This window comes from Streptomyces sp. NPDC060064 (assembly GCF_042736455.1).
GTDB lineage: Bacteria > Actinomycetota > Actinomycetes > Streptomycetales > Streptomycetaceae > Streptomyces.
Genome location: NZ_JBHWWF010000014.1, coordinates 65,946 through 91,173, shown reverse-complemented (window position 1 = coordinate 91,173; position 25,228 = coordinate 65,946). Strand labels below are relative to the sequence as shown.

Annotated in this window: 15 protein-coding genes; 3 read left to right on the top strand and 12 right to left on the bottom strand. The window is 71.5% G+C overall.

Features of this window, described 5'->3' with window-relative positions; all coding sequences use genetic code 11:
- Window positions 1-3: 3 nt before the first annotated feature.
- The 5 genes from ACFWDI_RS18395 to ACFWDI_RS18375 form a co-directional block, all read right to left on the bottom strand.
- Window positions 4-1,401: a dipeptidase gene (locus tag ACFWDI_RS18395; RefSeq protein WP_385305174.1), complete on the bottom strand. Its 1,398-nt coding sequence runs from the start codon at window positions 1,399-1,401 to the stop codon at window positions 4-6.
- Window positions 1,402-1,411: 10 nt separating this feature from the next.
- Window positions 1,412-5,038 carry a UvrD-helicase domain-containing protein gene (locus tag ACFWDI_RS18390; RefSeq protein WP_385305172.1) on the bottom strand — a complete coding sequence of 1,209 codons (3,627 nt, stop codon included), beginning with the start codon at window positions 5,036-5,038 and terminating at the stop codon, window positions 1,412-1,414.
- 57 nt (window positions 5,039-5,095) lie between these two features.
- Entirely contained in the window at window positions 5,096-5,920 is an 825-nt protein-coding gene (locus ACFWDI_RS18385; RefSeq protein WP_385305170.1) for a hypothetical protein, read from the bottom strand.
- Window positions 5,921-6,041: 121 nt separating this feature from the next.
- Window positions 6,042-9,509 carry an ATP-dependent helicase gene (locus tag ACFWDI_RS18380; protein WP_385305168.1) on the bottom strand — a complete coding sequence of 1,156 codons (3,468 nt, stop codon included), beginning with the start codon at window positions 9,507-9,509 and terminating at the stop codon, window positions 6,042-6,044.
- A 203-nt stretch (window positions 9,510-9,712) separates the two neighbouring features.
- Window positions 9,713-10,072 carry an MGMT family protein gene (locus tag ACFWDI_RS18375; protein ID WP_385305306.1) on the bottom strand — a complete coding sequence of 120 codons (360 nt, stop codon included), beginning with the start codon at window positions 10,070-10,072 and terminating at the stop codon, window positions 9,713-9,715.
- Between the two features lie 449 nt (window positions 10,073-10,521).
- Between ACFWDI_RS18375 and ACFWDI_RS18370 the strand changes: the two genes are divergently transcribed.
- The 3 genes from ACFWDI_RS18370 to ACFWDI_RS18360 all read left to right on the top strand — a co-directional run bounded on the left by ACFWDI_RS18370 (window position 10,522) and on the right by ACFWDI_RS18360 (window position 16,473).
- Complete coding sequence (locus ACFWDI_RS18370) at window positions 10,522-13,119, top strand: lysylphosphatidylglycerol synthase domain-containing protein (protein ID WP_385305166.1); 2,598 nt, start codon at window positions 10,522-10,524, stop codon at window positions 13,117-13,119.
- Between the two features lie 148 nt (window positions 13,120-13,267).
- A complete protein-coding gene (locus ACFWDI_RS18365; RefSeq protein WP_385305165.1) occupies window positions 13,268-14,830 on the top strand; it encodes an alpha/beta hydrolase in 1,563 nt (520 codons plus the stop codon).
- 47 nt (window positions 14,831-14,877) lie between these two features.
- Complete coding sequence (locus tag ACFWDI_RS18360; RefSeq protein ID WP_385305163.1) at window positions 14,878-16,473, top strand: alpha/beta hydrolase; 1,596 nt, start codon at window positions 14,878-14,880, stop codon at window positions 16,471-16,473.
- A 67-nt stretch (window positions 16,474-16,540) separates the two neighbouring features.
- Here the strand turns inward: ACFWDI_RS18360 and moeZ are convergent, their stop codons facing one another.
- The 7 genes from moeZ to ACFWDI_RS18325 form a co-directional block, all read right to left on the bottom strand.
- On the bottom strand, window positions 16,541-17,719 hold the full coding sequence (moeZ, locus tag ACFWDI_RS18355; protein WP_385305161.1) for an adenylyltransferase/sulfurtransferase MoeZ: 1,179 nt from the start codon (window positions 17,717-17,719) through the stop codon (window positions 16,541-16,543).
- Window positions 17,720-17,782: 63 nt separating this feature from the next.
- Complete coding sequence (locus ACFWDI_RS18350; protein ID WP_385305159.1) at window positions 17,783-18,568, bottom strand: spherulation-specific family 4 protein; 786 nt, start codon at window positions 18,566-18,568, stop codon at window positions 17,783-17,785.
- Complete coding sequence (locus ACFWDI_RS18345; protein ID WP_385305157.1) at window positions 18,556-19,515, bottom strand: NAD-dependent epimerase/dehydratase family protein; 960 nt, start codon at window positions 19,513-19,515, stop codon at window positions 18,556-18,558. The genes ACFWDI_RS18350 and ACFWDI_RS18345 overlap by 13 nt, the downstream gene beginning before the upstream one ends.
- 157 nt (window positions 19,516-19,672) lie before the next feature.
- Window positions 19,673-20,971, bottom strand: coding sequence for a hypothetical protein (locus tag ACFWDI_RS18340; protein WP_385305155.1), 1,299 nt, complete (start codon window positions 20,969-20,971; stop codon window positions 19,673-19,675).
- A complete protein-coding gene (locus ACFWDI_RS18335; protein WP_385305154.1) occupies window positions 20,968-22,671 on the bottom strand; it encodes a DUF3492 domain-containing protein in 1,704 nt (567 codons plus the stop codon). The genes ACFWDI_RS18340 and ACFWDI_RS18335 overlap by 4 nt, the downstream gene beginning before the upstream one ends.
- Window positions 22,672-22,933: 262 nt before the next feature.
- Entirely contained in the window at window positions 22,934-24,247 is a 1,314-nt protein-coding gene (locus ACFWDI_RS18330; protein ID WP_385305153.1) for a DUF3152 domain-containing protein, read from the bottom strand.
- Between the two features lie 7 nt (window positions 24,248-24,254).
- Window positions 24,255-25,220: an alpha/beta fold hydrolase gene (locus ACFWDI_RS18325; protein ID WP_385305151.1), complete on the bottom strand. Its 966-nt coding sequence runs from the start codon at window positions 25,218-25,220 to the stop codon at window positions 24,255-24,257.
- Window positions 25,221-25,228: the final 8 nt, after the last annotated feature.

The following is a 25,228-nucleotide window of genomic DNA, read 5'->3' as shown; positions in this document are numbered from 1 at the left end:
AGGTCAGCGGAGTGCGGCGGCGAGATCGCCCCACAGGTGGGCGGTCGTCTCCACGCCCTTGAGGAGCAGGTCCAGTTCGACCTTTTCGTTGGGCGCGTGCCAGCCGTCGGACGGTACGGAGATGCCCAGGAAGAGGACGGGAGCGTCCAGCACGTCCTGGAGGTCGGCTGCGGGGCCGGAGCCGCCCTCGCGGGTGAAGCGGATCTTCTGTCCGTCGAAGGCGCGGCCCATGGCTCGTACGACCGACTGGAGCGCGGGGTGGTCCAGCGGGGTCAGACAGGGGCGGGTCGACGCCGCGAAGGTGACCTCATGGCGGATGCCCGCCGGGACGCGGGACGCGACCCAGTCACCGATGGCCTGCTCCACCTTCTCCGGTTCCTGGCCCGCGACAAGGCGGAACGTGAGCTTCAGCCGGGCGGAGGACGGAATGATCGTCTTGCCGCCGGGGCCTTGGTAACCGCCGCCGATGCCGTTGAGTTCGGCGGTCGGGCGGGCCCAGATGCGCTCCAGGGTGGAGTAGCCGGCCTCGCCGAGGGTGCCGCGCGACTTGGCGGTGTTCAGCCACGACGCCTCGTCGAAGGGGAGCTCGGCGAAGAGTTCGCGCTCCGCGTCGGTGAGCGGCGCGATGCCGTCGTAGAAGCCGGGGATCGTGACGTGTTCGTCATCGTCGTGCAGTGCGGCGACGAGGCGGGCGGCGACGGTGGCCGGATTGGGCACGGCGCCGCCGAACGAACCGGAGTGGATGTCCTGGTCGGGGCCGTACAGCGCGATCTCGCAGTCCGCGAGGCCACGCATGCCGGTGCAGACGGTGGGGGTCGTCTCGGACCACATACCGGTGTCGGACACGATCACCGCGTCGGCGGCGAGGCGGGCGGCGGCGGTCTCGACGAGAGCGCGGAAGTTCGGGGAGCCGGACTCCTCCTCGCCCTCGATCAGCAGCTTGAGATTGACCGCGGGGGCGGTGCGGCCGGTAGCGGCGAGATGGGCCCGTACGCCCAGGGTGTGGAAGAAGACCTGGCCCTTGTCGTCCGCCGCGCCGCGGCCGTACATCCGGCCGTCGACGATCTGCGGCTCGAACGGGTCGGTGTGCCAGCCGTCCTCGCGGGCGGCGGGCTGGACGTCGTGGTGGCCGTAGACCAGGACGGTGGGCGCGTCCGGTTCGCCGGACGGCCACTCGGCGAAGACCGCGGGGGCGCCGGGCGTGGGCCAGACCTCGACGACCGGGAAGCCGGTCTCCTTGAGTTTGGCCGCGAGCCAGTCGGCGCTGCGCCGTACGTCCGCGTCGTGGTCGGGCTGGGCCGATACGGACGGGATGCGCAGCCAGTCGGCGAGGTCGTCGAGGAAGGCGGCGCTGTGCTGATTGATGTACGTACGGACGGCGCTGTCCGGGGTGTCGCTCATGCACTCGAGCCTAACGGGCTCCGGTGGCTGTCCCACCGGCCGTCTCGCCCAGCAGGATGCGCTCCAGCTCGGCTCGGCCGGGGAGGGCGCCGGGGCGGACGATCTCTCCGCTGCGTACGTAGACGAACGCGGCGTTGACGGCTTCGAGGGGGAGGTCGTGCTGCTCGGCCCAGGCGAGGCGGTAGACGGCGAGCTGGAGAGGGTCGGCGGTGCGGGTGCGGCTGGTTTTCCAGTCGACGATTTCGTACGTGTGCGGCACGCCGTCCCTGTGCGTCTTGCCGTATATGTGCGGTTCGCCTATGTACGGTTCGCCGTCGACGCCGTTGCCGTTTCCCTTGCCGTCGCCGTCGCCCGGGTCGGTTCGGTAGACGGCGTCGATACGGCCCCGGATGACACGGCCGGCGAGAGTGAGCTGGAACGGAGCCTCGACGCGGTACGGGGTGCGGTGGGCGTACGGGGTGCGCTCGAAGGCCTCCTTGAGCGCGGCGAGGTCGTGCTCGTCCGCGATCTCGGGGTCGTCCGCGTCGCCGCCGGGAAGCTCGTCGGGGCCGAGCATCGGCAGCGGGAGCTCCTCGAACCGCGACTCCACCCAGGCGTGGAACCTTGTGCCGCGGCGGGCGGCGGGCTGCGGGGGGCGCGGCATGGGGCGGGCCAGCTCCTGGGCGAAGCCGTCGGGGTCGGCGGCGATGCGCAGCAGCTGCGAGGCGGAGAGGGAGTGCGGTACGAGGACGTCACGGACGGTGGCGCGGGTGCGGCGGAGCTCGCCGGCGAGGGCGTCGAGGTCCCGGTCCCAGGAGGCGATGGTGCGGGCGTCTTCGGGGTGCGGGGGGATGTCCCCCACCCCGCCCCTTCCCAAAACCGGGGGCAGGCCTCCAGGCCCCCCAGGGGTGGTGGACAGGGGAACTGACGCCCCCACACCCCCGGCGCCGGCTTCGCGGTGGCCCCTCTGAGCCGGGACAACGGTGTCGTGCCACGGGTCCGGCTCATGACCGTGGTCGTCGTCGCCCTCCCGGAACGGCTCCGGCTCCGGCTCCGGCTCCCAGTCGTCCCAGTCCGGCAGATCCACGGGGTCGCGGTCCAGGGGCCCGTCCAAGGGCTCGTCCAGGGGCCCGTCCGGCGGCGGGGGTTCCTCAAAGGCATCCGCCGACGCATTGGCCAGATAGGAGAGCACCGTGTCCGCTGCGGCGCGGCGGCGGGTCAGGGATGCGGCGTCCAGAGGGAGCGGCCAGGCCTGCGACGCCGTCGTCGCGTGCAGCGCCGGGTTCTCCGCGTCTTCCTCGGGCTCGTCCGCCCAGACCTCGATCTCGCCGAAGCCCTCCGCGCAGTGGTCGTACAGCGCCTGGAGGAACGCCGAAGGGCCGCGTCGGCGCTTCTGGGTCGGACCCCACCAGTGGGCCGAGCCGAGGAGCAGCGAGCGGGGGCGGGTGAACGTGACGTAGCCGAGGCGCAGTTCCTCGGTGTGCTGGTGGTCCTTCATCGACTCCTTGAAGGACCTGAGCCCCTTCGCATCCCAGGACGGGACGTCCGGGAGGGTCGTCGCGTCGCCCCGCAGCGCATGCGGGAGGACCTTGGACTGGGAGGTCCAGGCCTCGCGCGCCTGGTCGTTCGGGAAGTGTTTGGCGACCAGGCCCGGGACCGCCACGACATCCCACTCCAGGCCCTTGGACTTGTGGGCCGTCAGGACCTTGACCGTGTTCTCGCCTCCCGGCAGGGCGTTGTCCAGGCCCTTCTCGTACTGCGCGGCGGTACGCAGGAAGGCGAGGAAGGCGAGCAGCGTCGCCTCCCCGTCCAGCGCCGCGAATCCGGCCGCCGTGTCAAGGAAGTTGGCCAGAGTCTCGCGGCGGCGGGCGGCCAGGGCGTGCGGTGAGGCGGAGAGTTCGACCTCGAGGCCGGTGGTGGTCAGGACCCGGTGCAGTACGTCCATCAAGGGGTCGGCGAGCGAACGGCGCAGGTCGCGCAGTTCGGCGGCGAGGCGGGCGAAGCGGACCCGGGCCTCCGTGGAGAAGGGCAGGCCGTCGTCCTCCCCGCCGGCCGACTCCAGGAATGTGTCGAGCGCGTCGGCGAGCGAGATGACCTCGGCCGGGTCGGTGCCCTCGACGGCGGCGGCCAGTCGCTCGTCCGGGTCCTTCTCGTCGGACGAGGTGCGGTGGACCAGCAGCCGGGCCCGGCGGCCCAGCAGCGCCAGGTCGCGCGGGCCGATCCGCCAGCGCGGTCCGGTGAGCAGACGTACGAGAGAGGCGTTGGCGCCCGGATCCTGCAGGACCTCGCACATCGCGACCAGGTCGGCGACCTCGGGGAGGTGCAGCAGCCCGGACAGGCCGACGACCTCGACCGGGACGTCCCTGGCAACCAGCGCGCCCTGGATCTCGGCGAAGTCGCCCGCCGTACGGCACAGGACGGCGATCTCGCCGGGCTCCTTGCCCGTACGCACGAGGTGGGCGATGGAGTCGGCGAGCCACTCGATCTCTTCCGCGTGCGTGGACAGCAGGGCGCAGCGGACGATGCCGTCGCGCTCGGCGCCGGGGGCGGGCCGCAGCGCCTCGACGCCTTCGTGCATGGCGCGCAGAGGCTCGGCGAGGCCGTTGGCGAGGTCGAGGAGGCGGCCGCCGCTGCGGCGGTTCTCGCTGAGCGAGAAGCGGGTGGCGGGGCGGCCGTCGGCGTACGCGAAGTGCGCAGGGAAGTCGTCCAGGTTGGCCACGGAGGCGCCGCGCCAGCCGTAGATCGCCTGGCAGGGGTCGCCGACCGCGGTCACGGCATGGCCGGTGCCCTGCCCGAACAGGCCGGACAGCAGCAGCCGTTGAGCCACGGACGTGTCCTGGTACTCATCGAGGAGGACGACCCGGAATTCGTCCCGCAGGATGGTGCCGACCTCGGGCCTGGTGAGCGCGAGCTCGGCCGAGAGGGCGATCTGGTCGCCGAAGTCGAGGAGGTCGCGGGCTCGTTTGGCCTCGCGGTAGCGGACGGTCAGTTCGAGCAGCTCACGGCGTGCGGCGGCCGCCTCGGGGACCTTGCGCAGCTCGGCGTTGCTGAGCCGGGCGCTCTCCAGCGTGCTCAGCAGCTCGGCGTCGTACGCGCCGAGCTGCTCGGGCCGTACGAGATGCTCCGCGAGCTCCGCGTCGAGTGCCAGCAGGTCGCTGACCAGGGACGGGAAGGACTTGGTCAGCGAGGGGTACGGCCCCGGCGCCTCGCGCAGCACACGCGCGGCGAGCTGGTAGCGGGTGGCGTCGGCGAGCAGACGCGCGGTCGGCTCCAGGCCTATGCGCAGTCCGTGGTCGGTGAGGAGCTGTCCGGCGAAGGCGTGGTACGTGGAGATTCGGGGCTCGCCCGGCGGATTGTCGGGGTCGATGGCGTCGGGGTCCGTCACCCCGGCCCGTACGAGAGCTTTGCGGACGCGCTCGGCGAGCTCGCCCGCGGCCTTGTTGGTGAAGGTGAGGCCGAGGACCTGCTCCGGCGCGACCTGGCCGGTCCCGACGAGCCACACCACCCGCGCCGCCATCACCGTTGTCTTCCCCGAACCGGCTCCGGCCACGATGACCTGCGGGGCGGGCGGCGCGGTGATGCAGGCCGTCTGCTCCGGGGTGAAGGGGATACCGAGGAGCTCTTTGAGCTGCTCGGGGTCGGTGATGCGTGGGGTCACCTCAGAGAGGCTAATGGGGACCACTGACAGCGGTGGTCCCCCTCGGCCTCAACCGCGTCAGGCTCCGTTGCCGGAGCCCGCGCCCAGCTTCTCCAGGTCGACGACCTGGTCGGCCGGCGGAGCCACGGCATTCACCGGCTTGTTGTAGTCGCTGAAGACCATCGTGCCGGGCTCGTCGCCGCCGACCTTGACGACCTTGAGCAGGTAGGGCTCGCCCTCCTTGGCCACGTACATGGTCGTCGTCTCGCCGTTGGCCGCCTTCTTCACCACGGTCGCCGTGGCCTGACCGTCGACCTCGGCGTCGGGGCCCTTGGTCATGCCCTTGCGCTCCGACTTGTCCTTGTCCATGTCGGCGATCATGGCTTTGAGGTCGCAGACACCGTCCATGTCGCCGGAGCTGCCCGCCGGCATCTTCATCCAGCGGCCCTTCATCAGCTCGACGACGCTGTCGGTCTCCTTGCCGGACGAGCCGTCCTCGCTCATCGAGGCGCGCCAGAACTTCTCGTCGCCCTTCATGTACATGACCTTGTTGGCCTGGAGGAGCTCGGCCTTGCCGGCCTTCACGCCCATCTTGCCCGTACAGGCGCCCTTGGTGTCGACCGCGAAGTCGACGGTCAGCTGCTCGCCGTCGCTCTTGATCCGGCCCGCCATCCGGATGGACTGGGCGGCCTTCGTGGCCGTGAGGGCCTTGTCGCCGATCTGGTCGGCGGTGAGGCCGGCGAACGGGTCCACCGGAGCCTTCGAGGTCGTGGCGGCCGCCGGCTCCTTCGCCTTCTCCTCGGAGTCGCCCTTGGCCTTGGTGTCCTTGGAGCAGCCCGCCAGTCCGGCGATCGCGGTCGCACAGACCATCGCCGAAACCAGGAACTTCCGATTGGCTGCCATGTGTCTCTCCCTGTAGATCCTGCTTATCGCACCTTTATGCGACTGTCGCGGACCTCATTTGGATGCAGGGAGCCGACGTGAGATGGACCACATGGACCACCACACCGAACGTCGGCGGCGGTCACTCGACGATTTGGCGTCCCTCCGGCTGTGCGCTGCACGAGGCGCGGAAGGTGCAGTGGGTGCAGTGCTGCCCGGTGGACGGGGTGAAGCGCTCGTCGAGTACGCGTCCGGCGGCGGTGGCGAGCAGATCACCGACCCATGCGCCGCTCAGGGGTTCCTGGGCCTGGATCTTGGGGAGGCCGTCTCCGCCGTCCTTCTTGGCGGCGGGCTGGCGCAGCTGTACGAGTTCGGCGCCGCCGGGTTCCGGGCGACGGCCGTCGAAGGCCTCGTCGAGCGCCCCTTCGCGCACCGCGAGCTGGTAGACGGCGAGTTGGGGGTGGGCAGCGACCTCGTCCCTGGTGGGTGTCTGCTTGCCGGTCTTGAAGTCGACGACATACGCGCGTCCTTCGGCGTCCTCCTCGACGCGGTCCATGGAGCCCCGGATCCGTACCTCGTACTCCCCCGCCTCGAGCGTCACGTCGAAGTCGTGCTCGGTGGCGGCGGGGGCGCGGCCGCCGCGACCGCCGCGGTCCATGACGTGCCAGCGCAGGAAGCGTTCGAGCGCCACGCGCGCGTGCTCCTTCTCCTGCTGCGACTTCCAGGGAGCGTCGAAGACGAGCGCGTTCCAGACCGAGTCGAGGCGCTCCATGAGAACGGCGAGGTCGGCGGGGGTCTGTCCGGAGGCGACCTCGTCCGCGAGTACGTGGACGACGTTGCCGAAGCCCTGGGCGGCGGTGGCGGGTGCGTCAGCCTTGACCTCGCGCCCGAGGAACCACTGGAGCGCGCAGGTGTTGGCGAGCTGGTCCAGTGCGCTGCCGGAGAGGGTGACGGGCTGGTTCCGGTCCCGGAGCGGGATCTGGCTCTGCGTCGGCTCGTACAGGCCCCACCAGCGGTAGGGGTGCGCGGCCGGTACGAGCGGCTGGCCCTCGTCGTCGGTGAGCGCGGCGAGGCGGGCGAGGCGGCGGGCGGCGGCGTCCCGCAGCGCGTCCGTCGCCTGCGGGTCGACGGTGGTGGCGCGCAGTTCGGCAACGAGCGCGGCGACGGCGAGGGGGCGGCGCGGGCGGCCGGTGATGTCCTTGGGCTCCACGCCCAGCTCGGTGAGGAAGCGGGAGGGCTGGTCGCCGTCGTCGGCGGGGGCCTTGACGGCAGTGACGACGAGGCGGTCGCGGGCGCGGGTGGCGGCGACGTAGAAGAGCCGGCGCTCCTCGGCGAGGAGGGCGCCGGGGGTGAGCGGCTCGGCGAGGCCGTCGTGACCGATGCGGTCGGCCTCGAGGAGCGAGCCGCGGCGGCGGAGGTCCGGCCACAGGCCCTCCTGCACACCGGCGACGACGACCAGGCTCCACTCGAGGCCCTTGGAACGGTGGGCGGTCATCAGGCGTACGGCATCGGGGCGCACGCTTCTCTTGGCGAGGGTGTCGGCGGCGATGTCCTGGGCCTCGACCTCTTCGAGGAAGTTGAGGGCGCCGCGGCCGCCGGTGCGCTCCTCTGCGCGGGCCGCGGTGTCGAAGAGGGCGCAGACGGCGTCGAGGTCGCGGTCGGCGTTACGGCCGGCCGCGCCGCCGCGGAGAGCTGCGCGCTCGAGTCGCTGCGGCCAGGGGGTGCCGTCCCAGAGCTCCCAGAGGGCCTCTTCGGCGGTGCCGCCGCCTTCGAGGAGCTCGCGCGCCTTGCGCAGGAGTGCGCCGATCCGCTGGGCGCCGCGGGCGTACGCGGGGTCGTGCGCGACGAGGCGCTCGGGCTCGGCAAGTGCGCGGGCGAGGAGCTGGTCGGAGGGCGGTGGCACGCGGTTGCCACCGGCGCGCTCCTCGTCACGGAGGGCGCGGCCGAGCCGCCGGAGGTCGGCGGCGTCCATCCCGCCGAGGGGCGAGGTGAGCAGGGTGAGAGCGGTCTCGGTGGTGAGCCAGGGGGCGGGGGGCTCAGTTTCGAACGCCTCGGCACCCGGCGCCGCATCCGCATCCGCATCCGGTGTCGAACCCGCATCCGGCGCCGCGTCCGCATCCGCATCCGCATCCGCCGGTGGTGCCCCGGCGGAACCGGAGGCCTCCGCAGTCCCCTCCCGCGGTCCCGCCGGGCCCCGCAGCGCGGCCGTTGCCGCCGTGCGCAGGGCCGTCAGTAGCGGCGATACGGCCGGTTCGTGGCGCAGTGGGACGTCGTCGCCGTCGATCTCCAGCGGGACGCCCGCCGACGTCAGCGCGCGGCGGACCGAGGGGATGGTGCGGCCACCCGCGCGGACCAGGACCGCCATGTCGTTCCACGGGACGCCCTCCTCCAGATGGGCGCGGCGCAGGATGTCGGCGATGTTGTCGAGTTCCGTCGACGCCGTCGGGAAGGTGTACGTCTCCACCTGCCCGCCCTCGCGGACCGGCGCCGGCTCCCGGTGGGCGCGGGCCTTCTCCGACGGGAGGCGGGGCAGTGGCATCCGCCGGGTCAGCAGCCGGGTCGCCGCCAGCAGACCCGACCCGCTGCGACGCGACGTGGTCAGGACCGACACCTGAGAGGGTCTGCCGTCCGCGTGCCGGAAGGCGTCCGGGAAGTCGAGGATGCCGTTCACGTCCGCGCCGCGGAAGGCGTAGATCGACTGGTCCGGGTCGCCGAAGGCCACCAGCGTCCGGCCCTGGCCGGCCAGCGCCTGGAGCAGCCGCACCTGGGCCGGGTCCGTGTCCTGGTACTCGTCCACGAACACCGCGTCGTACGGGAAGAGGGACGAGGGGTGCGGCACGTCGTACGGGGACCCGGTCCGTTCGGCCAGCAGGACCGCGCGGTGCACCAGTTCCGCGTAGTCGAGGACCCCTTGCATGTCCAGGACGTCCAGATACTCCGCGAGGAAAGACGCGGCCGCCCCCCAGTCGGGACGGCCGGTGCGGGCCGCGAAGCGGGCCAGGGAGTCGGGGCCGAGGCCCAGTTCCCGGCTCCGGGCCAGCACCGCCCGTACCTCGTCCGCGAAACCACGCGTCGTGAGGCACGCCCGCAGCTCGTCCGGCCAGTGATTGCGCACCAGCCCCTCGGCCTCCAGGCCGAGCTGGCCCGCCAGCAGTTCGCGTACGGCGACGTCCTGCTCGGGACCCGACAGCAGCCGCAGCGGCTCGGAGAACAGATCCGCGTCCTGGTGGGCGCGGACCAGTGCGTAGCAGAAGGAGTGGAAGGTCGTCGCCTGCGGCCCCTGCGCACCACCCAGCCGCAGCGCCATCCGGTCCCGCAGCTCCACCGCCGCCTTGCGGCTGAAGGTGAGGACCAGGATCCGCTCCGGATCCACCCCCTTCGCGACCCGCGCGGCCACCGCCTCCACCAGCGTCGTCGTCTTGCCGGTGCCCGGGCCTGCCAGAACGAGCAACGGACCGTGACCGTGGTCAACCACCGCGCGCTGAGTTGCGTCCAGGAGAGGGGGATGCACCGGGCCCGGCGGGGTACGCACCAGTCGGTACGCGCCCGAGGTCCGCCGCCGTACCTGTTGCTGGTACGTCGTACGCCCGGTGGTGGAGGAGGAGCTCACGTGGATCGCCGGTCCTGGTGGGTGTGCTGGTGGTGATGGAGCGGTTCGTGCCGCGGGTGGAGCGGTTCGTGCCGCGCGCCGACGACGCTACGCCAGCGCGGGGCGGGGACGCAGTGAGTCAGCCGCGCACCGGGGCTCCGTACGGTCTTCGTACGCCGTACAGCCCCCGGCGCGCCCCTGGTGCCACCGATCGGCCGAAGCTGTCATATGTGAGCGCTGCCGCCCGCACCACCTTCGCCGTCCCATCGCGCGCGCTTCATGTCGAGCCGTGGCACATGGCCTTCTGCACTTCGCGAGGCCTCGCGCAGCGGCGTGCCCTCCGTGCGGTACCGCGCCAGGGCGCGCAGCTCGTGCCCGGGCAGCAGCGTGCCGTCCGAGCGCACCACGCGCCACCAGGGCACGGCGCCTCCGTACAGCGCCATCACCCGGCCCACCTGGCGCGGCCCGCCCTGCCCGAGCCACTCCGCGACATCTCCGTACGTCATCACCCGGCCGGGCGGGATCAGCTCGGCGACCTCAAGCACCCGCTCCGCGTACTCCGGCAGCTCGTCCATCCGGCCCATCCTGCCGCACGCCACCGACAACGCCTCCGACAGCAGGCACAGTGGAGGGAGTGGGACCGGAGAGGCAGAGGGGCGTATCTCACGTGCCTCAAGTCCCCGCGATGCACCCTGATGCCCCCCTCTGCCGTCCGGTCGTGCCACCATCATGCGGGCGGTGACTGGTGATACGAGATCAAGAAGAGACCGAGACGGCGAAGGAGCAGGGCGTGCAGCCTCCGAAGGCGGCAAGCACCCCTGAGTCCGAGTCGTACCCGGAAGCGCCCGCTCCGCAGGGCGACGCGAGCGATCCGACCGGGGCGAAAGGATCGGCCGATTCGACCGGGGCGAAAGGATCCGTCGATTCCACCGGGGCGAAAGGATCCGTCGATTCGACCGGGGCGAAAGGATCCGTCGATTCCACCGGGGCGAAAGGGGCGACCGGTTCGACCAGGGCGACCGACGTCACGGACGTGACCAGCGTCGACCGGGTATCCGGGGACGAACCACTGCTCGCCGCCCGCGTCCACCGCCCCTCCGATCTGCTGCGGCTGCTCATCGGCATCCTGGCGATCGCCGTGGTGCTCGCCGTCGCCGCCTTCGCCCACGGCACCACCTCCGGTCTCGAGCAGGACATCAACAAGGGCACCGGGCAGGCCCCTGACCTGCTGGTCAAGATCGCCGGGCTGGCGTCCAGCATCGCCGTACTGCTCGTCCCCGTCGCCTTCGCGATCGAGCGGCTGGTCAAACGGGACGGGCTGCGGATCGCGGACGGCGTCCTCGCCGCCGTCCTCGCGCACGGCGTCACCCTCGCCACCGATCTCTGGGTCGCCAAGGCCGCGCCCGGCACACTCCAGGACGCGCTGACCCAGGCGCAGAGCGGCGGCGGGCTGACCGATCCGGTGCATGGCTATCTCGCGCCCGTGATCGCCTATATGACGGCCGTGGGGATGGCCCGGCGGCCGCGCTGGCGAGTGGTGCTGTGGGTGGTGCTGCTGCTCGACGCCTTCGCGATGCTGGTCGCCGGATACACCACCCCGTTCTCGATCATCCTCACCGTGCTGCTCGGCTGGACCGTCGCGTACGGCACGCTGTACACCGTCGGCTCGCCGAACGTACGGCCCACCGGCCAGACCCTGCTGGCCGGTCTGCGCCATGTCGGTTTCCGCCCGGTCACCGCGATGCGCTCCGAGGACGTTCCCGACTCCGCCGAGCAGGGCGACCGCGGCCGCCGCTATCTGGTCACGCTGGAGGAGGGCGCGCCGCTCGATGTCACCGTCGTCGACCGCGAGCAGCAGGCGCAGGGCTTCTTCTACCGGGTGTGGCGACGACTGACGCTGCGCTCCATCACCACCCGCCGCTCCATCCAGTCGCTGCGCCAGGCGCTGGAGCAGGAGGCGCTGCTGGCGTACGCGGCGATCGCCGCCGGAGCCAATGCCCCCAAGCTGATCGCCACCTCGGAACTCGGTCCGGACGCCGTGATGCTGGTGTACGAGCACCTGGGCGGGCGTTCCCTGGACTCCCTGACGGACGACGAGATCACCGACGATGTGGTGCGCGGGGCCTGGCGGCAGGTGAAGGCGCTCCAGTCGCGGCGTATCGCGCACCGGAGGCTGACCGGCGACGCGATTCTGGTGGATCGTTCCGGCAAGGTGATCCTGACGGATCTGCGCGGCGGCGAGATCGCGGCGGGCGATGTGGTGCTGCGCATGGACATCGCGCAGCTGCTCACCACGATCGGGCTGCGGGTGGGTGCCGCGCGTGCGGTGGCCACCGCGGTCGAGGTGCTCGGTCCGGACGCGATCGCCGACTGTCTGCCGCTGCTCCAGCCGATCGCGCTGAGCCGCTCCACCCGGGCGACACTGCGCAAGCTGGCCCGCGAGCGGTCGCAGCGTGAGCGGGATGCGGTGCTCGAGGCGTCCGCCGCCACCAAACGGGCTCGTACGGAAGAGGCGGCGGAGGAAGCGTCGGCCGACGACCGCAAGGCCGCACGCAAGTCGGAACGGGCGGAGAAGCAGGCCGACAAGAAGGCCATGGACGAAGCCATGGACGAGGCGCGCGAGGAGGATCTGCTCTCCCAGATCCGTCGGCAGGTGCTGCTGATCAGACCGCAGGCACCGGTCGAGCCGGTCCGTCTCGAGCGGATCAGGCCGCGTACGCTCATCAGCTTCATCGCCGGCGCGGTCGCCGCGTACTTCCTGCTCTCGCAGCTCGCCGGCATCGACTTCGGCACGGTCTTCCGGCAGGCCGACTGGCGCTGGGTGGTGGTGGCCGTCGCCTTCTCCGCGGTCAGCTACTTCGCGGCGGCGATGAGCCTGCTGGGCTTCGTGCCGGAGCGGGTCGGCTTCCTGCGGACCGTGGTCGCGCAGGTCGCCGGGTCCTTCGTCAAGATCGTCGCCCCGGCGGCGGTCGGCGGCGTCGCGCTGAACACCCGCTTCCTCCAGCGCTCGGGCGTACGGCCCGGTCTCGCCGTGGCCAGTGTCGGCGCCTCACAGCTCTTCGGCCTCGGCGCACACATCCTGCTGCTGCTCTCCTTCGGCTATCTGACCGGTACGGAGCGAACGGCGTCGTTCACGCCGTCGAGGACGGTGATCGCGGGTCTGCTGACGGTCGCCGTGCTGGTGCTGGTGGTGACCGCGATCCCGTTCCTGCGGAAGTTCGTCTCGACGCGGCTGCGCTCGCTGTTCGCCGGTGTGGTGCCGCGCATGCTCGACGTACTGCAGCGGCCGGGGAAGCTGCTCACCGGCATCGGCGGGATGCTGCTGCTGACCGGTGTGTTCGTGATGTGTCTGGACGCGTCGATCCGGGCCTTCGACAACGGCCACCAGCCGCTGAGCTACGCCAGCATCGCCGTGGTGTTCCTGGCGGGCAACGCACTGGGCTCGGCGGCACCGACGCCGGGCGGTGTGGGCGCGGTCGAGGGCGCGCTGACCTTCGGTCTGGTCCTGGCCGGTGTGCCGAAGGAGGTCGCGGCGCCGGCGGTCCTGCTGTACCGGATGATGACGCTCTGGCTGCCCGTGCTGCCGGGGTGGTTCGCCTTCAACCACCTCACCCGCAAGGGCGCGCTCTAGCCGGGCCGGGCGGTCCGCGCACGGCCGACCCGCCGCGCGAACCCTCCGTCGCCACCCACATGGCCGCCCTGCCGCGGCTACGCTCCGTCGCCACCCGCATGGACCGCCGTCCCGCGCGGCCGGGGCGCTCGCGGCGGACGATGACGGCATGCCGACCACTTCCGCCGCCTTGCGCGCTGTCGCACTCGCCGCCTCCGCCACCGTACTGCTGGCCGCCGGCTGTTCCGACAGCAGCGACAAGAAGACGGAGCAGGACCGGACGGAGGATCTCGCCTCACAGACGCTGGACTGGCAGAAGTGCCCGCCCCCCTCGGAGGCCGAGGGCGGCGGGACCCAGCCCTCGCCGCTGCCCGGCGGCACCACCTGGGAGTGCTCCTTCATGGACGTCCCGCTCGACTACGCCGAGCCGGACGGCGAGACCATCGAGCTGGCCCTGATCCGCGCCGAGGCGCTCGACAAAAGCAAGCGGATCGGCTCCCTCATCTTCAACTTCGGTGGTCCCGGCGGCTCCGGGGTCAGCACGCTGCCCTCCGTCGCCGCGGACTTCGAGACCCTGCGCACCCGCTACGACCTGGTGAGCTTCGACCCGCGCGGGGTCGGTCGCAGCGTCGGCGTGGAGTGCGAGGACGACCGACAGCTCGACGCGTACTTCGCTCAGGACTGGACCCCCGACGACGCCGCCGAGGAGAAGACCCTCGTCGAGAATCTGAAGTCCTTCGCGGGCGCCTGCAAGAAGAACTCCGGCAACGAGCTCCCGTATGTGGGCACCACCAATGCCGCCCGCGACATGGACCTGATGCGCCAGGTCCTCGGTGACAAGAAGCTCTCCTACTTCGGGATCTCGTACGGCACCGAACTCGGCGGCGTGTACGCGCACTTGTATCCGAAGAACGTGGGCCGAGCCGTTCTCGACGCCGTCGTCGACCCGACCGCGACCTCGGAGCAGAGCGCGCTGGGCCAGGCCAAGGGCTTCCAACTGGCCCTCACCGACTGGGCCAAGGACTGCGTGGCCCGCGGCGACAAGTGCCCCATCCCCGGCTCGACACCGCAGGAGATCCAGGAATGGATCATCGCCCTCCTCAAGAAGCTCGACAAGCAGCCGATCACCGGCAGCGGCGACCGCAAGCTGACCCAGACCGAAGCCACCAACGGCATCGCGCAGACCCTCTACTCCACGGAGTACTGGCCGTTGCTGGAGCAGGGTCTCGACGAGGCCGACGGAGGCAACGGCGCGCTGCTGCTCGCACTGTCCGACGCCTTGAACGGACGCAGCGAGAACGGCGACTACAGCAATATCCAGGCGGCCAACTCGGCCATCAACTGTGTCGACTACAAGGACCGCTTCACCCTGGAGCAGGCCAGGGCGAAGCTGCCTCAGTTCCGCGAGGCGTCGCCGGTCTTCGGCGACACCATGGGCTGGGGCCTGATGGGCTGCAGTGAGTGGCCGGTGCCCGGCATGTGGAGCACGCCGGATGTCTCCGCCCCGGGCTCTGCCCCCATCGTCCTCGTCGGCAACACCGGTGACCCGGCCACGCCGTACCCGGGCACGAAGGCGATGGCCGAGGCGCTCGGCAAGGGCGTCGGCATCGAGCTCACGTACAAGGGCGAGGGCCACGGCGCGTACAACAGCGGCAACAAGTGTGTGCAGAAGGCAGTGAACACCTACCTCCTGGACGGCAAGGCTCCCGCCGCCGGAACGGTGTGTCAGTAGGCCCGCATAGGATGTCGAAACTATCTTCGAAGCCCGGGGGGGCATCCATGACGACGCGGGTACGGGCGGGGGCGCTGGCCGCTGCGGCGGTGCTGGCGGCCGGCGCCATCACCGGCTGTGACAGCGGTACGGACGCGGCAGGGGCCGACGGCAAGAACACCGCCAAGCCCTCGGCCTCCCGGACCGCCCCGGGCAAGGCCGCCCCGGGCAGGCCGGGCGAGCCGGTCCTGCCCGCCACCCTCACCGGCCAGAAGCTCGACTGGCAGCGCTGCGCGGCGCCCGTGAAGGCGGAGGGCAGCTACGCGAAGGCGCCGGGCAATGAGTGGCAGTGCGCCCGGCTCAAGGCCCCGCTCGACTACAAGAAGCCGACGGGCGAGACGATCGGGATCGCTCTGATCCGCTCGAAGGCCGAGGACCGGTCCAAGCGGATCGGTTCACTCCTCTTCAACTTCGGCGGTCCCGGAGGCTCGGGTGTCTCCGGACTGCCCGGCTCGGCCGATCAGTTCAAGAAGCTGCACAGCCGTTACGACCTGGTCAGCTTCGATCCGCGCGGCGTGGCGGAGAGCTCCGAGGTGACCTGCCGGGGCGACCAGGAGATCGAGGCAGCGCACAGGCTGGACTTCACCCCCGACACACCCGCGGAGGAGAAGGCGTACCTCGACGACGCCAAGGCCTTCGGCGCGGGCTGCGCCAAGAAGTCCGGGCGGGTGCTGCCGCATGTCGGCACGGCCAACGCCGCCCGCGACATGGACCTGATGCGCCAGGTCCTCGGCGACGACAAGCTGAACTACCTCGGCTTCTCCTACGGCACCGAACTGGGCGGCACCTACGCCCACTTGTTCCCGAAGAACGTCGGACGACTCGTCCTGGACGCGGTGGTCGATCCCACCGCCGACTACGCCGCGCATTCGCGAGGCCAGGCGCAGGGCTTCCAGCGCGCCCTGGAGAACTACTTCAAGAGCCGCGGCATCAGCGCGCAGGACGGCACCGCGCGCGTGGTCAAACTGCTCGGCAAGCTGGACCGCAAGCCGCTGCCCACCGACAAGGGGCGCACGCTCACCCAGAGCCTGGCGCTCACCGGGATCGTCTTCCCGCTGTACTCCAAGGACAACTGGGAATACCTCACCAGGGGGCTGAACGAGGCGGAGAACGGTGACGGCACCCGTCTTCTGCTGATGGCGGAGGCCTACAACAGCCGTGACGAGAAAGGCCACTACAGCACCCAGGACCACTCACAGCGCGCCATATCCTGCGCGGACACCAAGGGCCGGGTGACCGCCGCCGAGGTCACATCGCGTCATCTGGCCGAGTTCACCAAGGTGTCGCCGGTCTTCGGCCCGTATCTGGCCTGGGACCTGGCGGGATGGTGCGCGGACTGGCCGGTGCCGGGCGAGTCGGACACTCCCGAGGCAGCCGCCGAGGGCGCGGCTCCGATCCTGGTCGTCGGCACCACGGGCGACCCCGCGACCCCGTACGAGGGCGCGAAGCGGATGGTGGACGAGCTGGGCGCGGGCGTCGGGGTGCTGCTCACCAACAAGGGCGAGGGGCACGGCGCGTACGGCAATGGCGCCTGCGTGACCGGCACAGTGGACGCGTATCTCCTGGACGGCAAGGTCCCGGCGAACGGCAAGACCTGCTCGTAGCAGCCGGCACCGCGAAGGGCCCCGGACCGGCACTCCGGTCCAGGGCCCTCCCGCACAGCTGCGAGCCTCAGTAGATCGGCTTGTCCGGCTCGATCTGGTTGACCCAGCCGATGACGCCGCCGCCGACGTGCACCGCGTCCGCGAAGCCCGCGGACTTGAGCACCGCGAGGACCTCCGCACTGCGGACACCCGTCTTGCAGTGCAGGACGATGCGCTTGTCCTGCGGAAGGTCCTGGAGGGCGGTGCCCATCAGGAACTCGTTCTTGGGGATCAGCCTGGCGCCGGGGATCGAGACGATCTCGTACTCGTTGACCTCGCGGACATCGATGATGTCGATGTTCTCGCCGTCGTCGATCCACTCCTTGAGCTGCTTGGGAGTGATCGTCGAACCGAGCGCCGCCTCCTGGGCCTCCTCGGACACGACGCCGCAGAAGGCCTCGTAGTCGATGAGCTCGGTGACGGTGGGGTTCTCGCCGCAGACCGCGCAGTCCGGGTCCTTGCGGACCTTGACCTGGCGGTACTGCATCTCCAGGGCGTCGTAGATCATCAGCCGGCCGACCAGCGGGTCGCCGACCCCGGTCAGGACCTTGATCGCCTCGGTGACCTGGATGGAGCCGATGGACGCGCAGAGCACACCGAGTACGCCGCCCTCGGCGCAGCTCGGGACCATGCCCGGCGGCGGGGGCTCCGGGTAGAGGCAGCGGTAGCAGGGCCCGTGCTCGGACCAGAAGACGGAGGCCTGGCCGTCGAAGCGGTAGATCGAGCCCCAGACGTACGGCTTGTTCAGCAGCACGCACGCGTCATTGACCAGGTAACGGGTCGCGAAGTTGTCCGTGCCGTCGACGATCAGGTCGTACTGGCTGAAGATCTCCATCACGTTCTCGGCCTCGAGCCGCTCTTCGTGGAGGATCACATTCACGTACGGGTTGATGCCGAGCACCGAGTCCCTGGCGGACTCGGCCTTGGAGCGGCCGATGTCGGCCTGGCTGTGGATGATCTGGCGCTGCAGGTTCGACTCGTCGACCTCGTCGAACTCCACGATGCCGAGCGTGCCGACACCGGCGGCGGCCAGGTACATGAGGGCAGGCGAGCCCAGACCGCCCGCGCCGACGGCGAGCACCTTGGCGTTCTTCAGCCGCTTCTGCCCGTCCATCCCGACATCGGGGATGATCAGGTGGCGGGAGTACCTGCGGACCTCGTCGACGGTGAGCTCAGCAGCTGGCTCGACCAGGGGTGGCAGCGACACGGGGACTCCGTTGGTCGGTAAGTCAGTACGGTGGTTCTCCCCGTAACACTGCCACGCCCCCTCTCATTCCGAGACACCCGGTCCGATCTGCGAGACGATTTCGTCCCAGTAGCCGGGCAGCGCCTCGAATGCTCCGTTATGTTCACTTCGGCCCTTGCCGCCGGTACGGTCGGTGAAGAAGATCGTCCCGGCGCCCTGCCAGCGGGCGATACGCGTGGCCTCCTCCAGGCGGGTCCGCGGCACGCCGTGGACGAAGTGCACAAAGCGCTCCGGCGGGTGGTCCGCCGTCCACTCCGCCACCTGCGACCAGCGGTAGTCGGTCCATGGCCCGGAGAAGGTGACCAGCTGGTCGGCGACCTCCGCGTAGCCGGGATACGGGTGCGAGCCGTGCCCGAGCACCAGATGCCCGCCGTCGAGGACCGCCTCGAGCGTCGCCGTCGTACGCCGCACCGCGTGCAGGTCTGCACGGCCCGTCGGGCAGCGGTCCAGCAGGAAGCCGTCGACCTGGTACCACTCGAGAAAGCGGTGCGCGTCGGAGACGAGATCGCCGAATGATCGCGAGCCGTGTGCCAGGTCGAGATGGCCGAGGACGCGTACGCCCGCGTTGCGCAGCCTGCCCGCGGCCTCCAGACAGTGCGGGTCGGGACGGTCTCCGGGGCCGTCGTCGACATTGAGGACCACCCAGTGCAACGGCGTTCCCGGCCGGGTCAGTCCGGCCCATTCGACGGGGGCGAGCAGCGGGTGGGCGTAGCCGGGGATGCCGAAGCCGAGCCTCCCCCAGACTTCGTCCGGGGGGACCTCCCTCGCTGCGGTCGTGAGCTGGGCGTCCGTGCTGGTCAGATGCGGCATGCCGCCTCCATCCAGATGTCGGCGAGGGACTCCTCGAGGTTGATACGGGGTCGCCAGCCGAGCCGGTCGCGGGCGGTGCGCACATCCGCCTGCTGCCAGCCGCCACAGCCGTCGGGGTACGGCGCCGGGGGCACGGACAGGTGGTCCAGTACGGATTCGGTGCGCGGGGCGCCGATGGGGGGCCGGCCCGACGGCGCGTCCAGCTCGTGCAGTCCACCGGCGTAGCCGGCGACCCGGGCGAGGACGGCGGCCGCGTCCCTCAGCCGTACGGCACGTCCCGTACCGATGTTGACCACGCCCTGCGCGGCGGAGAGCGAGGCGGCGTGCACGGCGCGCGCCACGTCCCGTACGTCGACGAAGTCGCGCTGCACACCGAGGCCGCTGAGCTTCAGCTCGCCGTCGCCGGACTGCATGGCGCGGCGCATCGCCTCGGCGAGGCGGCCGAGCGGGGATCCTGCCGGGGTGCCGGGGCCGATGGGCGAGAAGACGCGGAGTACGACGGCGTCCAGGCCGGCCCCGAGCACCAGCTCGGTGGCGGCGAGCTTGCTCACTCCGTACGGGCCGCCGGGACGCGGGATCGCGTCCTCCGCCGTCGACGATCCCTGTTGGGACGGCCCGTACTCCGCGGCGCAGCCGAGCTGGACGAGCCGGGCGCCGCAACCGCTGCGGCGCAGGGCCTCGCAGACGGTGGCGACGGCGACGGTGTTGTGGCGGGTCAGTTCGCGGGCGCCGCCGCGGGTGGCGCCGGCGCAGTTGATGACGACCCCGGGGTGGACGGCGCCGAGGAAGCGGGTGAGCGCGCCCGGGCTGCCGCCGGCGAGGTCGAAGCGTACGTCGGCGTCGTCGCCGCGCCCGAGGGCCGTGAGGTGCACGGCAGGGTCGGCGAGCAGCCGGTCGGCGACGAAGCGGCCGAGGAATCCATTGGCACCGAGCAGTAGCACCCTCATCGCGCGGCCGCCCCTCGGTGCCGACGGGCCGGAGCTGGGGGTAGGGGGGTCATGTCGCTTTCTCCTTAGGGATGTTGCTGTCAATGCAGTACTGGGTGCTGGAATCGGGTGGGCCCGCGATGTCGGGTACGCACGCGATGTCGGCCCCGCAGCAGGTTCAGACGCTGTGCGCCGAGGCCCGGGACAGCGCCGCGGTGGCGTGGGCCAGCAGTCCGAGGGCGGCGGCGCCGCAGGCGAGAGCGGGTACGGCTCCGGTGCCCCAGGCTCCGACTACCGCCTCGACCGGCCTCGCCAGGAAGCCGCAGCCAGGGAGGCGTCCGGCCAGCAGGAGGGCGGGGGCGGCGACTTCGACGGCGCAGGCGGCGGCGAGTCCGGCGGCGGCGGAATCGGGGAAGCCGTGGACGATGAGCAGACGCGCGAGGAAGAGCAGGGTGCCGAGGGCGACGGCGGGGACGAGGGCCTTGTGAGGGAGGACGAGGCCGGTGAGCACGAGGAGCGTGGTCAGGGCACAGACGTACAGCGCGACGACGCCGAGGAGCAGCGGACGCGCGCCGGAGGCGAACTCCTCGAGTCCACGGCTGCCGTCGAGCCTGCGCCGCGCCTGTACGGAGAAGAGGTGCGCGCACCAGGCCGCGGGGGCGACGGCGAGTGCGAGTCCGACGAGCGGGGCCGTGGTCATGGGCCAGGAAGCGTCGGGACCGCCGCCGATGAGCTGGGCCTGCACCCCTTCGCCGTACACCGCGTACCCGAGCAGCCAGAGTGTCCACAGGCGTACGGCGGGGACGGTGCGTCCCTCGGCGCGCAGCGGTCCGCGGCGCAGGCAGAGCGCGAGGGCGACGGCGACTCCGGACACGCCCACTGCCCCTGCCGCGAGCCGGACCGTGCCTTCCGCAACCTCTATGGGCTCCATGGACTGCATGGCGACGGCGAGGGCGCAGACGGCGCCCGGCAGCAGTGTGAGGAGTGCGTGTCCGGCGCGGCCGGGCCGTCGTCCGGCGCTCGGACCGGCGGCGCGCGCCGGACGTTCGGCGGCCTGTGTCGATTCCCCTCCGCGCGGCACGCGCGCGTACAGCTCCTCGGCGAGCGAGAAGACGTCCCGGTGGCGGAAGCGGGCGGCGGTCCGGTCGGTGACGCCGTGCGCCTCGAGACCGGCGGCGATCTCCAGGGGGTCGACGGCCCGTTCGCACAGCTCCCGGTGGCGGTGCATGAGCGCCTTGACGGGGTCGGCGGGGCCGCGGCGGGCTGCGGGCTTGCGCGTCTTCGCGGGCCCGTCCGCCCGGACTTCGGCGAGCAGGGTCTCCTGTTGGTTGTCCGAGTGGGCCGCCGAGTGGGTGTCCCAGCCGCTCGCACCGACGGGTGATCCGCGTTCGTCGGCGGCTGCGCCCGCGGCGATACGGAACGCACTGCGGGACGCACCGGGTGGCGTACTTCGGGACGTACTTCGGGACGTACTCATGCGCGTGCCTCCTTCGCGGTGGTCAGCGCGCCGACGAGCCGCGGCCGGTCCGCCCAGCGCGGGGTGCGGGCGCCCGACGCGGTGCCGCCGCCCGTCCAGTGACACGGCACATACGCCTCGGCGGGACGGGCGAAGGGCAGCGGCTCACCGTCCGCGTTCACCGCCTCCCGCTGTACCGGGGAGTGCGAGAGCAGCTCCAGGTAAATGCCGCGAAATGCCGTCAGGTTCTGCTCGATCGTGAAGAGCTCGAGCGCGCGGGCCCGGGCGGCCGCGCCGAGCCGTTCACGGCGCTCGGGGTCGCGCAGCAGCGCGAGGCAGGCTTCCGCGAGGGCCCTCGGATTGCGCGGGGGCACCACAAGCCCTGTACCGCCGATGACTTCGACGACCGCGCCGACGTCCGTGGAGACCGTCGCGCGGCCGCAGAACATCGCCTCGACCAGGCTGATCGGGAAGCCCTCGACGACACTGGACAGGACGACGACTCCGCCGGAGGCGTACGCGTCGGCCAGCTCGGGCGCCTCGGGTCCGCCGATCTCCTCGAAGGAGACCGGGTTGTCGCCGACGGCGTGCGCGTCGGCCGCCTCGTCGGGGAAGAGCTGGGCGGCCAGCGCCTTGCAGTGGGCGAGATAGGTCCTGGCCTCCGGCCCCTGCACCGGCGCGCCGAAGAGCCGCAACCGTGCCTGAGGCTCCTCCTTGCGCACTTCCGCGAAAGCATGCAGCAGTGCGATGAGGTCCTTGGCGGGCTCGATCCGGCCGACCCAGACGAGGGTGTGCGGGTCGCTGCTGCCGTCGCCCTCCCCCGCGGCCTCCCCCACCGGTTCCCCGACCGCCGCGAAACGGTCCACCTCCATGCCGGGGTAGACGGTCCGCAACTTGGCTCGGTCGGCGCCGCACTTCTCCTGCCAGCGGCGCGCATGCGTATTGCCGGGCGTGATGACGGACGCCTGCCGGTACACCTCGGCGGCCAGTCGGCCCTGGAAGGCCGCGAGCAGGGCCCGTACGGGCGCGGTCAGCTCGCCGTCCCTCGCGGCGAGGTAGTGCGCGCGCAGTTGTACGCCGTACTCGGTGACCAGCAGTGGGACGCCGAAGAAGCGTTTGGCCAGCAGGCCGGGCAGGGCGGCGGAGCCGCCGGACGCGGCGTGGCACAGGTCGACCGCGCCGAGGCAGTCAGCGCCGTACCAGTCGAGCGAGAGCGGGCGCAGAGCGCGCTCCAGCTGGTCGACGAAGGCGAGGTAGTCGGGGACGGTGGCGGCGTGCACGGTGCGGCGCGCGCCGGGGGCGCGGCAGGCGGATTCGAGGACACGCACGGCGAGTTCGGAGCGGAGTGCGGCGTAGAGCCCGCCGCGTTCACGCGCCAGTTCGGCGAGTCCGTACAGCGCGTCGGCGAATCCTTCGCCCTGCCCCTCGCCCTCCGCGCAGACGGCGGTGGCGAGCTCCTTGAAATGGCCGACGAAGCGGCGTCGTTCGCGCCGTCCGTATGTATGTCCGTCGTCCTCGGGCGCCCACAGCGGGGCCGTGCGCACCCGCTGCACCTGCGGCGGGAGCTGGATCCAGCCGTGGTCCTCCTGCTGGGCGCTGCGGCTCAGCGCGTAGACGTCGAACTCGTGCTGCGCGAGCCCGCGCACAAGCCGGTCGCACCACAGCCTGGACTCACCCGTCGCATATGGATAACCACCGTCCGTAAGCAGTCCGATCCGCACCAGCGCACCCCCGATCTCCCTTGTGGGCGGCCGCCGTTGGTCCGGCGGCTCACAGCGGGACGACGGTAAGCGGATACGCCAGTGACGCGACGGACGGTTGTCCATCACGCCACCGGAAGGGGTGAATGCACGTAACTTTCCCACCCCGGTAGCGTTCAGTCGCGCTACGGGGCGATTCAGTTACGGAGTGTCAGGCTGCGGCCAGCTCCTTGACGTGCGGTGGCGCGGGCCGGATACGAGACGCCCGTCTCGCACTCCGGGCTCAACCGCCGGGATGCACCCAGGGGTTGGGCCGGCACTTGATCCCGTCGATGTCGAGGGATTTGGTCTGCTGCTGCATGACAGGCGCGAGCGAGCCCGGCGTGCGGCAGTTCACATGACCGTGCCCGAGCCGGTGCCCGACCTCGTGGTTGATGAGCATCTGCCGGTAGGTGAACATCGCCTCGTCGCCGTATGTCGCCGAGCCCTGAGCCCACCGGTACGCATTGATCATCACGCGGTCGGTCGACGCCGAATCACAACTGACGTTGTCGACGCTCGTGTCCAGACCGGATTTGGCGCACCAGGTCGCCGTGGTCCCGGGACTGGCGAGCGTGATCACGAATTCCGGCTCCCCCGACGAGATCCGCTCGAAGGTCATCTCCCCGCCGTGCGCCCAGCTCCGGTCGTCGTTCAGGGTCTGCTGGACCGCCTTGGCGAACAGCGCGCCGTCCAGACCGAGGCCCTTTTCGACATCCACCCGGTAGCGGATCCTGCGACCCTTGCCCGGCGCCTTGTCGAAGCCGGGCACCGCCTCGAAGTCACCCGTCGCCGTCAGTTTGGGGTTGATCGGGAACCGGGCGGCCATCAGCTGCTCGTACGCGGCAGGGACCGCGGGTTTCACCGCGCCGTCGGGCGGCGCCTGCCGACCGTTCGAGCGGGATGCCGGGCTCTCCGCCCCCGCACGGTCCTTGCCCGCGGCCTGTGCGCTCGGCTTCTCCGGACCGTCCGAGGTGACGTGGCCGGCCACGACGACCGCGAGCACCGTGGTCACCGCGGCGGCCGCGATGCCGGTGAAGGCGCGCCCCTTGCCGCCCTTGGCCGGCCTCTCCTCGCTCGCTTCGGTCGCGGCTCCGGTGGCCTGATCCGGCTCGTCGCCCCGTTCGGTGACGGAGGCGTACGGGGCGGGCTCCTGGCCGGTTGCGGGCCGGGGCTGTTCGAAGGCCTCGACGAACTCCCGTCGCGGGCCCGGTATCCGGGCCGCTCCCGAGGCGGTCGTCCGCGGCGGCGGCACCGGCGTCTGCACCCGCTGCCGGCCGCCGCCCTGCCGGTCCCCGTACCGTTGCTGCGGTACGCCCCAGCCACCGCCCGCTTCATGCTGCTCGGGGTGTCCGCCGCGGGCCTGCGGCATGCCGTAGCCGGAGGAGCCATGCTGTTCAGCACCGGGCGCGGCGTTGCGTCTGCGCCGTCCACTGCCGGGGCTCGAACCCACGGCTTCCCACTCGCCGGTGCCGGATACTCCGGGGCCGGGTATACCGGCGCCGCTTCCGGAGTCGGAGCCCTTGGGCGCGGGGCCTTTGCGGCTGTGTCGTCCCACCCCCGGATCAGCTCCTGTCGCAGTCGTTCAGCAGTTCCCGGAAAGCCTGAGCGACCGTTTCCGGGTACTCCATCATGGCAACATGTCCGGCGTCCGGGAGCGTCAACAGCCGGGAATCCCGGAAGGCCGCCGCTGCCTTGCGCGCCATACGGTACGAGACGAGCTGATCCCGCCCCCCGTAAACAAGCAGCGTCGGCGCGAGCACCCGCTCCGCCTGCCGCCACAGCCCGTGCTGTCCACCCAAGGTGTACGCGTCGACAATGCCGCGCGCGGAACGAGTCGTCGCATCCCAGAAGTACGGGAGGCGCATACGCCGCTCCATCTCCTCCACAGCGTTGCGCAGCCCTTCGTCGTCGACCCGCGAGGGGTCCCCGTAGCAGAGCGCCATCACGCCTTTGGTGCGCTGCTCGGCCGTCCAGTCCTTGGTCAGTCTGCCGAACAGCGAGGCGCACCCGGGCAGTGCCATCAGCGCGGTGGGCACGGCGGAGCGCTGCACGCGGAGCTCCGGCAGCGCGGGCGAGACGAGCGTGAGCGTGCGCACCAGATCGGGCCGGACGGCCGCGACACGGGTGGAGACCGCTCCGCCCAGGGAGTTTCCGAGGAGATGTACGGGGCCGCGGCCCCGGGCGTCCAGATAGCGGATCACCGCTCTGGCGTGGGCGGTGAGGGAGTAGTTGCCGTCGTCCGGCGGCGGGGAGTCCCCGAAACCGGGCAGGTCGATCGCCTCACCGTCCAGGATGTCTTCGAGCAGCGGCATCAGCGCCGACCAGTTCAGCGAGGAGCCGCCGAGCCCGTGCACATACAGCGCGGGCGCGAGGCCGGAGCGCGTCGGCGGCCTGGATCTGACGGTGAGCGTCAGTCCGGGCAGCGTCGCGGAGCGCAGCTCCTCGCCCTCCGCGACCCGGACGGTCGCGACCTTGGGGGCCACGGCGGCGTTGACGGCGCGTACTCCCGGCAGCTCGGTCGAAGACATGCGGGCAA